The organism is Nocardia sp. NBC_00881, from assembly GCF_045207455.1.
In the GTDB taxonomy this organism is placed as follows: Bacteria; Actinomycetota; Actinomycetes; order Mycobacteriales; family Mycobacteriaceae; genus Nocardia.
Genome location: NZ_CP108798.1, coordinates 6,385,609 through 6,397,096, shown reverse-complemented (window position 1 = coordinate 6,397,096; position 11,488 = coordinate 6,385,609). Strand labels below are relative to the sequence as shown.

The 11,488-nt window shown below is 66.8% G+C and carries 5 protein-coding genes; 4 read left to right on the top strand and 1 reads right to left on the bottom strand.

Annotation, left to right across the window (positions count from 1 at the left end):
- Window positions 1–17 precede the first annotated feature (17 nt).
- Window positions 18–446: an XRE family transcriptional regulator gene (locus OH799_RS27645; RefSeq protein WP_357263107.1), complete on the bottom strand. Its 429-nt coding sequence runs from the start codon at window positions 444–446 to the stop codon at window positions 18–20.
- Window positions 447–743: 297 nt separating this feature from the next.
- On the opposite strand from OH799_RS27645, the gene OH799_RS27640 reads away from it, so the two are divergent.
- The 4 genes from OH799_RS27640 (at window position 744) to dusB (ending at window position 11,411) form a co-directional block, all read left to right on the top strand.
- Complete coding sequence (locus OH799_RS27640; RefSeq protein WP_406269868.1) at window positions 744–2,540, top strand: hypothetical protein; 1,797 nt, start codon at window positions 744–746, stop codon at window positions 2,538–2,540.
- A 60-nt stretch (window positions 2,541–2,600) separates the two neighbouring features.
- Window positions 2,601–3,032: a YbaB/EbfC family nucleoid-associated protein gene (locus OH799_RS27635; RefSeq protein WP_406269865.1), complete on the top strand. Its 432-nt coding sequence runs from the start codon at window positions 2,601–2,603 to the stop codon at window positions 3,030–3,032.
- A 162-nt stretch (window positions 3,033–3,194) separates the two neighbouring features.
- Window positions 3,195–10,199, top strand: coding sequence for an alpha/beta hydrolase (locus tag OH799_RS27630; RefSeq protein ID WP_406269862.1), 7,005 nt, complete (start codon window positions 3,195–3,197; stop codon window positions 10,197–10,199).
- A 63-nt stretch (window positions 10,200–10,262) separates the two neighbouring features.
- Entirely contained in the window at window positions 10,263–11,411 is a 1,149-nt protein-coding gene (dusB, locus tag OH799_RS27625) for a tRNA dihydrouridine synthase DusB (protein ID WP_406269859.1), read from the top strand.
- Window positions 11,412–11,488 lie beyond the last annotated feature (77 nt).

Below are 11,488 nucleotides of genomic sequence, written 5' to 3'. Positions count from 1 at the left end.
TCGAGGTTCTTCGCGCGCTACCGGTCGCCGGACGGGCCTGCGGGCAGTCGCTCCAAGCGGCGGAAACGGTTGATCACGTCAGTGACCGCCGCCAGACTCTCGGCAGACAGGCCCGCCGCCCGCAGCGCCACATCACGCACACCCGCGTCCCGCATAGCAGCCAGCAGACCCAACTCGGCGTCGACCTCGCGACTGGTCTCTTCATCGAAGAAGTACGCAGGGGGAACCCCGAAGAATCGAGCCAGCGCGCTCAAGTGCCGAAAGGTCGGATTGTCTCGTTGACCGGTACGCAAGTACCAGACATACGAGCCGGACAATCGCACCCCCTGCTGGCGGGCGATCGCGGTGGCGACCTCCTCGTTGCTGAACTCGCGACCGTCCGGCCTGCGCACGACGTCGAACAGATGGGTCAATCTCGACGCCAACGTTGAGCCCGTTTCGTCCACCGGTCGCCTTCCCGTCAACTGGAATGCCTTCGAACCATTATCGCTTGACGACCGTTGACAGGCCAGACCAGGCGTGGTGCAATCAAATCATCAACTGATGTGAAGAGAATACAGTCTGAAACCACACTTGTTGACAATGTGCGTTTGTGTCGCGCGGGAGGACCGACAGTGGGCAGGAGCAGAGACCCAGTTCCCGCGCCCTGTTCAGTTGTACGGCGTGGACCTGGCCACGATGGCAGAAGCAGCCAAGATCACCACAAGTGAAAGCTTGCTGACCACATTGGCTATGGCTGCTCGGTGCCGAAAGGCACCCGGCTCGGTGGTGGCGCCGCGCTGCGTTACAAGCGCGCGCTGTTCAGCCGGACCGGGCGGGCCATGGTCGGCGCCGCGGAACCGGCGGGTGTTCCGGAGGGAGATCGTATGGGTCAGCCGTTGTGGATCGATACCGACGAGTTGCACGCGTCAGCATTGGAATTGCACCAGCTCGCCGAGGAGACTGCACGGATGGCGGCGGAGTTGAACGCCGACCTCGCCCGCGAAGGGGAGTGCTGGGGCGACGACGAACCCGGCAAGACCTTCGCCCAAACGTATGTGCCCGGCGCGGAGCAGGGCATGGAGGGTTTCGAGAACCTCGCGGCGAACCTCCGCGCGATAGGTTCCGACATCCGGGGCGCCAACGACGCATTCGAGAATCAGGATCGCGACGGCGGGCTCGATGTCAACCGCGCGCATTCGACCGGCGGCGACCTCGCGAGCATGGACCCGAGCGGATCGGCCTACCCCCGCTCGACCGGTTCCCCGAGCCCGATCGAAGATCCCGCACAGCAACCCATCGGATCGCCGCCAACCGCCGGTGAACCGACGGCCGACAACACCGGGCGACAGAACGCAGGCCCGACGGCGGATCCCGGCACCGATACCAGCCAGCAGCGCGCAGCGCAGCGACAGCCGGATCTACCGGCCGATCCAGCTTCTCCTGGCTACGACTCCAACACCCGCCTGAACGAAGGGCAGTCCCAGCCGACCACCTCCGCCCCCACCGTCTCGGCCCCAACCACTCCGGTAGGACGTGGCAGGACAGCGCCGCCGACGAATACGGGAACCCAAATCGCTCGCACGACTTCCGCCGCGCCGTCGGACGACGCTCCCCGGCTGCAGAATTCATCGGGCACGCCGTGGTCGAAGGCACCGAGCACAGCGAGGCCCGCGGAAAGGGGAATGCCACCACGGGTCTCCCCGCCGCGACCCACCGGCCGTCCACAGGGCCCCGTGACCCCCGCGAAAGAAAAGGGCCGCACCATATCCCGGCGTCCGGAGCCAGCGGCGGCCTGGCCACCGCAGACCACCGACGACGAGGCTATCCGGATCGCGCAGGAAATGGCGGCCCGGCAGGGCCTCGAGATCGTCGGATTCGAAACGGCAGGTATGACCGCGCACACGGTGCAGGAGATAGCCGACGCCGTAGACACTGTGCTCACGAAGCACACGATCGTTCTGCGCGGCATCGAGATCGCAGCCGGTGACGGCTCCCTGTCGCGGGTCGAGAACCGTGCCCCGGCACATTCCTCGGGGTCGTCGGAAGCCACACCGTCGCAGTCTCCGGAACCGTGGATCGTCCTCGACCGCGCAGGCGCGGCGGACCCCGGCCTGCTGTCCAGGCGTACGAGGGCGACAGCACGCTCGACAGACAACGCGCTCTGGGCGCGGCCGATGTACGCGACGATGCTGCTCGAGTTCGGTCATGTGCTCGACCTCCTCGGTGGGGTCCGGGCGCGGCGAGAGGTGCAGCGCGCGCTGATCACCGAGTACCTGCGGGTGAGCGGCGCCGCGGGTGACCCCCTCGGGCGTGTGGTCGGCGGCTACAAGCGCTGGCGATCCCAGCTCAGCAGAGCCTGCTTCGACTGCGGCGTGCTGTCTCCCGGGCGGGCACTGGCCGAAGGGTTCGCCACCGTCGAGCTGCACGGCGACAAGGCAAGTGGCCCGGCGAAGGCGTTGCACCGCTTGCTGGTGACTACGGCGCGGCCGGACGCGCGCTGCGGAGGCCGCGGGCGGTGTCATGACACTTCAACCGACTCCGAGCTGCGGATATGCTGAGCAGCCTGCGGTGTAACCGAATCCGGATTCGCGCCACGTGGGTCCAGGAAGGAAGCCTGCATGGACCGATGGAAGCGAGAAGGCTTGCGGTCGGCCAACAGCGGGTTGCGCAACCAGGTCGAGCATCTCCTCGACGCCTACGAGGCGCAAAAACCTCGGCTGACCGAGGTCTACCGGCAGCTGGAAGCCTATCGCCTGCAGGCGAGTTCACCGGATCAGTCGGTGGAGGTTATCGTCGACGCCAGCGGCGTGCTGACCGACCTGACGCTGACCGCGTCCGCAATGCGGAAAACACCGGGCGAGCTCGCTCGTTTCATCGTCGAAGCTGTGCGGGAAGCGGCTGTCCGCGCCCGTGAACACAACGAAGCCATCGCCGCCCCTGTCGCCGCCGATCTGGACGACATGCCGGACCTCCCCGACATCATGCCGGAGACCCCGAGCCTCCACGATATCCGCGCCTTCCTCCGAGGCGACCAGAATTCAGCGGATTGACCCCTGCTGCGCCACGATCAGCGCACTCCCGACCTGGGCGACAACATGTCTATCGGTCGGGAACGTGCTTGCCGTCGGAGGATTCCGCAGTGGTAATTCGGTGGATGGTGGCATGGGCACAGATGCACTCGACGAACGCAGGTTGACGGGTTCGGAATACGGATGACTCTGCATTTGCCGCCATGGCTGCCCACCCCAGTGATGGAGTGTGTGGTGGGCCACTTCCCGGTCGCCGACGAAGACCGGATGCGTCGCGACGGCGATTACTGGTCGGACAAAGCCGAATGGTGCCGCGGCCAAGCGACGTACATGGACGTCAAAGCAGCGCAGCGGCACACCACCATCCGAGGTCGCACGGGTGATGCGATCGAGGACGGTTACAAGCAGTTGGCCGAGAGTTTCCGCAGCCAGGCCGACTACAACGACCAGCTGGCCGAACAGCTGTACGACGGCGCGAATAATCTCGAGCTGCAGAAATGGACAGTCATCGGCTTTGCGGTGATCCTGGCTTGGACCCTGACGCACGCCGCGATCATGTTCGCCGCGGGCGGCGCGATCGAAGCGTACTTGGCTAAGGCACGGACGGAAACCGCGCTGCAGATCGCTCGCCGGAAACTCCTGGAATACCTCGCCGGGCAAGGCGCGAAGTATGCAGCCGAACGCAGCACCCTGGTACTGGCCCGCAATGCGGCGATCATCGGCGTGCTCCAAGGTGGCGGCATCAACGCAGCGGTCCAGCTGAAGCAGATCGCCGACGACAACCGCGAATCGATGGACCTGAAGTCCGCAGGCATCGCAACGGCCGCGGGTGGTGTCGGTGGCGCGAGCGGCGCGGTTTTCGGCCAATGGCTCGGACGCCGCTGGATCGTTCCTGCGACCGTCTCCTTGGCCGAACGTGCCGGTAGTACCGCCGGGCGGGTGGCGTTCCAGATCGGCGGCACGGCGTTGGTCGGCGCCGCGGGCGGGCTCGCGGGCGGTGTCGCGGGCACCGGTGTCGCGGTCTTGCTTTCCGGTGAGAAATTCACCCGCGAGACCTTCACCGAGGGGCTGCTCCCGGCAGTCACCAGCGGATTCCTCGGCGCCGCCAGCCACGCCGCCCGCCACATCCACGCTGCTACGCCAACTTCCCCGGTGGCTGCGACGCCCGACGCGCCCGCCGGCACCCGCGACCTCACCGACGCCCTCGCGCAACACGGCATCGTCACCCACGACTACGACCCGGACAACCCTCCCCCCGCCCACCAGCAAAAACTGCTCGACTCACAGCACACCCTGCTCCTCCAAGGGAAGGCACCCACAGCCGACGTGCCAGCGGGCACCCTCGGCGAACCAACGCACGCCGCGGTTGGCGGGAAGTCCGGTGCCGCCAACGGACCGGCGCAGGTTTCCGTGGACAGTGCGGCGGCGCGACCGCCGCAAACGGTGTCGGCGAAAGGCAACGGTTTCGTCCCTCGAATCGACTCCGAGATCTCCAGCGCCGAACCCAACAGTGGCAACACCGCTGAGCCGGAGGTTGTCGCGACGCCGCCTGCCGACTTTGCTACGAAACCAGTGTCCGAGCCACTTGCCGCTGCCGAAACACGGTCGAGTGCACCGCATTCCAGCTCTCTGGATGAGACCGCAGCCGCCTCGGAGCCCGCTGGACCTGGCTCCGAGCGGCCGCTGTCGCCCGACAACTCCGCGGAACAGAGCGGCAGACCAGAGACCGATCGGACCACGTCGGTCGACATGTCCGGGAAACCACCGGAAGAACCGACGACACGATCGGAGCCGGAATCCGACGGTGAAGACGCGGCTGACGCGGCGCACGAGGGGAAGCCGCTACCCGACGATCAGCCCGACACCGCGTCGGATGAGCGCGAAGCGCCCCTTTCGGCAGGCGATGCGGTGCGTCGTGCCGCCGAGGAGGCGCTCCAGGACTACGAGGCTCGCTCGGGGCAGGACGTGCCGGAGGAGCAACGACTGGTGAATGCCTCCGACGAAAAGCTGATGGAGATGCTGGTCGGCGATCCCGCCGACGCGACGGCCGCACTGATCGAGGTGATTCGTCGCGGCGAGGACAAAGTACTGCGGTGGACGCAGGTCGCCGCGCTGATCGCGATGCGGGACGGCCCGGTCGATATGGATGCCGGGGAGGGCAAGTCGCTGGTGTTCCTCGCACACGCGGCCCGCGACGCGGTGGAGCACGGCGCGGTTCAGGTGATCACCACCCGCGATAATCTCGCCAACCGCGAACTCACCCGCTACCACACGGTTTTGAGCAGAGTCGGCTTCGATGTGGTGCGGATGAACCCCGACCACGCACCCCCGCCACCGGCAGAGGGCAGGCCGACGATCTACATCGGCACCCAACAGGATGTGGGTTTCGCTGCACTGCGGGAGAATTGGGTGCCGGGTCGCCGCGCCGCGATCGACGAGATCGACGAGGCGCTCGTCCACGCCGACACTCGGTACATCCTGTCCGACGGCGCCGGTCAGCTGGCGGAGCCCGAGACCGTGGCCCAGGTCACCGATGCCCGCGACTTCTTGGTCGAGAGCCTCGACCGCGGCCTGCTGACAGAGGCCGATTTCGGGCGGGAACCCAACCAGCGCGGCGGGCGGGCGATGTTGACCGACGCCGGTCGAGCGAAGCTGGAAGCACTACTGAAACGCGCCCCGGACGCCAACGAACTGCAGCGGCTCGACATGGCGGCATCGGCACGGTGGGAATACGTCGAGAACGTGCACTACGTGGTGTACGAAATCAACGGCCACAAGAAAATATTCATCATCGACCAGACCACCCACAAGGTGATGTTCGACCCAGAGACCTCCACCGAGAGCCGGTGGAACGGCGGCATGGCGCAGGCGATCGAGGCCGAGCACGGACTAGAGATCCGCAACGACCCCAACACTTCGAAATCCATTACGGCGCAGCGACTGTTCGGCCGGGAGAATTACAACTTCGTCACCGGCGCCTCCGGCACGGCCGAAGGCTCGGCCGCGACGCTGCAGAACCGCTACGGGTTGGGCGAGGTGATCAAGATCGACCGCTTCACGGAGTCGCGGCTCGAGGTCATGGCGGACACGGTCTCGCCGGACGAGGCCGCGAAGTTGCAGAACCTCGCCACGGACATCGCGACAATGCAGGAGACAGGCCGTCCACAGCTGATCCTGTGCGACCGCAACGACATCGTCGCCGCGCTGTCGAAGCTGGTCGAAGTCGATCATGTCGCAGTGGACGCGAAGTGGTTCCTCCAGCACGGCACCCGCGCCGAGGATGATCTACAGCAGATCTTCGACGCGGCGGGCGAACGGGGCAAGGTCCTGATCATCAATATGCAAGGCGCCCGCGGCGTCGACATCCCGATCAACGCGACCACCCGCGAACTCGGCGGCCTGCACGTCGCTGTCACCGGCCGCTCGGCGCTGTCCCGCGATATCGACATCCAGGCCGAGAACCGCGCCGCCCGCAACGGTGATCCAGGCAGCGTCCGGTACTACACCTCATCCGGCGACGACCTCTACGCTCTCTCCGACAACCCGCTGGTTAAGTACGCCGTCATCCAGTACAGGGAAGCCTCCGCCGAACACCATGCCCAGCCGACCAGCGAGACCCAGGCGCGGCTCGTCCATACCGAAGACACCCTTCGTTCACTGGTCGAGCCACTGCAGGAGGTGGCGGCGGCACAACACCAGCAGGCTCACTTCCGCACCGACCACACCAGCGGCCCGGACACCCCCGCTCTTCCCGCCTTGCCAGCAGAATCCAATGTCGAACAGCCACAACAACATCCACCTCGAGCGCCACAGATACCGCCGAGCGCCACACACAACACCGCACCCGTCGGCCCAGACAGCCCCATCGGGCACAGCACCTCCGGCGGACACAACACCGGCACCGAACACAACACCCCCGCCGGACACGTCGACCCCGTCAAGCATCCACAGACACCGTACGACCTCGAAGAGCGGCCGATCGACGACCTGGACACGGTGCCGCAGGATGCGCGGGAAGGCCATGCCGCGGCGACCGATGCACTTCCGAGCCCTCGATCGGCGGCCCGGCGTATCGAGGACTGCGCCGTCCAGCTCACCCGCACGCTACGAGCACTCGGCAACGACAACACACCCGAACCCGACGAAAACGACCCCGCCTGGCAGGCCGAGGACAACTGGCGCGTCATCGAAACCAACATCCACGCCCAACTCACCGCGATCGACCACCACCCCACCACAACCGGCGGCACCGACCCCCTTGCCACCATCGCTGACAACGTCCGCACCAATCAAAACGGCGCCGACACCGCCGTCATCGTCGTCGACGACGGCACCGACGCCCACGGCTACATCATCACCAACGTCGACGGCAACCTCATTGTCTTCGACACCCTCATCGAGGGCACAAGCCCCCGCGTGCGTAGCTACGACGGAGACGAAAACGGCGACAACAAATGGCAACCCACCTACCACCACATAGAACAAGCCTTCGTCGCCTACTTCAAAGACGACAACGGCACCCTCGGTGCTCTCCATCAACCACACCCCGCCCACGAACACCGAGCACACCCACCACACAGAATCACCGGATCGCCCACCAATAGCGACGGCGACGAGCAATCGTCCGATCCAGTCCAGGTGGATGGCCGCCCGACGTATCTGGGGCGCGCACTGCCTCGGGACGTCGGCTTCACCGACGAACAGCGGCAGTTGGCCGACGCGGCCCTACATACGGGTGGCTTCGCCGACGCGGATACGTTGCAGCGTCGCGGCGACACCTATATCGCGGACGCCGCGACGCGCCGCGCATTTGAGAACGCCCAGTGGTGGCATTCGCTGAGCGACCCCGCCAACCCGGGTCAGCCGAGCGCCGCTCAGCAGGCGCTGATCCAGGTATTCCCGCACCAGATCGGCAATGCCGACGGCATTCCCGCGGTGATCCGCGACCGGGCGAACCGGCTGTCGATCAGCCGCGATCTGGGGGCTTTCAACGCCCGCCGGCCACCCGACGGACGAATCCTCGACTGGTTCCGCACCGAACTCACAGCGGCTGAGTCGAAGCAGTTCGGCAACCTGATCCATACTCGAAATCACTTGGCACAGTTGGACCAGCAGGCAAGGGAGGTACCGGGCAGCCCGCCCGTGCACGTCTTGTCCTACGACTCGGCCGCCTTCAACGGCGACGGGAAGGCCGTGGTCGCACTCGGCAACGTGGACACCGCACACACGGTGAACTGGCATGTGCCGGGCACAAATACGACGTCGCGCTCGCTGGCCTACCAGTTCAAGCCGCTGCGCAACCTGTATGAAGAGACGCTGCGGGTGGATCCATCGCTGGAGCTGGCGTCGATCATCTGGATCGGGTACGACGCGCCGACCGGGACCGCGAACACCGGTTACCTGAAGGCCTCCTTCCACAGCCGCGCGGAAAAGGGCGGCGATCTGCTGCTGAGCGATATCGCGGCGTTCCACGCCACCAGACAGTTCGCCGGAACCGCCGACCCGGATCGTCTGCGCAACCGGATCTACGGGCACAGCTACGGCTCGGTCACCACATGCTATGCGGGTAGGTACGGCAGGCTGGCGGGGCTGGTCGCATCGATCACCCTCTCGGGCTCGCCTGGGGCAGGCCCGTTGCGCAATGCCGCGGAGTTCGGCATCGGCGCGGAAAACGTCTTCGTCGCCGCCTCGTGGCGTGATCTGGTGACCATGTTCGGTGCGGACCAGCCCGGCCCGTGGAGCCGCATCCACTGGCGACTCGGCCTCGGCATGGATCCTGCTTCCGAGAAGTTCGGCGGCAGACGAATCGGCGCCGAGTTTCCGGACTCGCCGGACTTCGCCGGTGTCGAGTCCGTGCATCAGGGTTATCTGCACTACGACCCGGCGACCGGACTACCCACCGAGGCACTGGCCAATGTCGCGCAGATCACCGCGGGCCGAGGCGAGACCCTCGTCGCGGTGGATCGCCGTCAGCCCGACCGCAGGATCGGCTCGGCGCCCGTTGACTGCGAGCGCGGGCGATACGACGACGGCCGACGCAACGTGGTCGACCAGCAACCGCTCGCCGACGCCGACCGGCAGCCCGACCGCCACGAAGAGGTCGACCTCGATGAGGTCGTCGAAATCGTGCGCGGCCCCGAACGCGACGTCCGCCCCATGCCGGCAGAACGCGGCCTCATCGACACCGCCGTACCGGCGCGAGCGGGCGACCGGCCGGAAGGCGGACCGAGCGACCACACCGGGACCGCCCGCGATGCGGTTCGGCAAAGGAACGATTGCGTCGCCCGGGTCGCCCGAGTGGTGTCGGCGCTGGGAAGCAAGCATGCACGCGAAGCCCCAGCGGGTAGAAATGACTGGCGCACATTGGAAACTGCCATCGCGGCACAGCTGACCAAGGTCGAGCTGACAGCGCATACCGATGATCTCCTGGCACCGATCGTCGCAGCCGTCGAGAACAGACTGGACGGCGCCGACACCGCCGTCATCGTCGTCGACGACGGCACCAATGCCCACGGCTACGTCATCACCGACGTCGAGGGCGCCATCGTCGTCTTCGACACGAACATCGAAGATCCCGACGCACGTGAAACGGACCCGGACGACACACCCACACCCCGAGTACGGACGCTCGATCGCTGGAAACAGTCCTACCCACATATCGAAGAAGCCTTCGTCGCCTTCCTCGGGAACGACAACGGCGACCTGTCGGCCCTCCACGAACCTGTACCCGACCACCTCGACCGCGCACATCCACGACACAGGATCACCGGCCGCCCGGCCGAACCGGATGGTCAGGAGGTCCCCGATTCGGCCGAACCCTCAGCGCCGACAGGGCTCGACAGGTTTTGCACCGCTCTGATCGATCCCGCCGCCCCCGGTCCGACACCGTGGACAGCTTGTTCGAGCGAGCAGGCACAGCCACCACGCGACACCGATGCGACCGTCGAAGGCGACCCAGCGAGTCGACCGGCCGCGGAGCACACCCCGCCGGACGCGTGCCGAACATCGTGGGCGGCACACTCCGCGCCATCCGAGCATCCGACGGAGACGCCGTGGAGCACCCGGTCAACCGCGTCGAGACCCCGGTCCCGAACCGCCGATTCGCCCGCTCAGCCGACCACACGCGAAAGACAGCCATGGCACCGACGCCGGGCACGGGAAGGTGCCGAACCCCCGCCCGATAAGTAGCGGCAGGCGCGTGGCGGTCCACCCCGTGGCGACCGTAGAAGACCGTCCAGGAAAATGGGGGTCGTGCAGTCCGATGTCCTGAGGGAAGCAAGCGTCCGAATCGGCCCCTACCCGGTCGATCCGCCGGTGGTGCTTGCTCCGATGGCGGGGATCACGAACCTGGCGTTCCGGAAGCTGTGCCGGGAGTACGGCAGCCCGACCGCCATCTACGTGTGCGAGATGATCACCGCGCGGGCCGTGGTGGAACGCAACGAGAAGACGCTGCACATGATGTCCTTCGACGCCGAAGAACATCCGCGTTCTATGCAGCTCTACGGCGTCGACCCGGCCACCCTCGGGGAGGCCGTGCGGATCATCGTCGGCGAGGGCTGGGCCGATCATATAGACCTCAACCTCGGCTGCCCGGTGCCCAAGGTCACACGGCTCGGCGGCGGGGCCGCGCTGCCGTACAAGCGGACCCTGTTCCGCCGCATCGTGGCCGCCATGGTGAATGCCGCCGAACCGGCGGGGGTCCCGGTGACTGTGAAGTTCCGCATCGGTATCGACGACGAACACCGCACCTATCTGGACGCGGGCCGCATCGCGGAAGCCGAAGGCGCGCAAGCGGTCGCGCTGCACGCGCGCACGGCCGCACAACGGTACTCCGGTCAGGCGGACTGGACCGCGATCGCCCGGCTCAAGGATGCCGTCACGGCGATCCCGGTGCTGGGCAACGGCGACATCTTCGCCGCCACCGACGCTGTCCGCATGATGGCAGAGACCGGCTGCGACGGTGTGGTCGTCGGCCGCGGCTGCCTGGGCAGGCCCTGGCTGTTCGCCGAACTCCAGGCCGCGCTGCGCGGCGAGCCGCTGCCCGACGCGCCCGACTTGGGCCGGGTCGGCAACGTGCTGTATCGGCACGGCGCGCTGCTCGCCGAACATCTCGGCGAAGACAAAGCCATGCGCGATCTGCGCAAGCACATGGCCTGGTATCTGATGGGCTTCCCGGTCGGCGCTGATCTGCGGCGCACGTTCGCCACCGTATCCAGTCTCACCGAGCTGGAAGACCTTGTCGGACAACTCGATCCGACCGCGCCGTTTCCGAAGGACGCCGAAGGACCGCGCGGCCGTCAGGGCTCACCGGGCAAGGTCGCGCTGCCGCATGGCTGGCTCGACGATCCGGACGATCCGGCGGTGCCGCAGGCCGCCGACGTGATGCACAGCGGCGGCTGATCCCGCAACCCCGCAGCGAACCGGCTGTTCCGACGACGACGCGATCTCTTCGATTTCGCACTCGGGTGGCCCGCCGT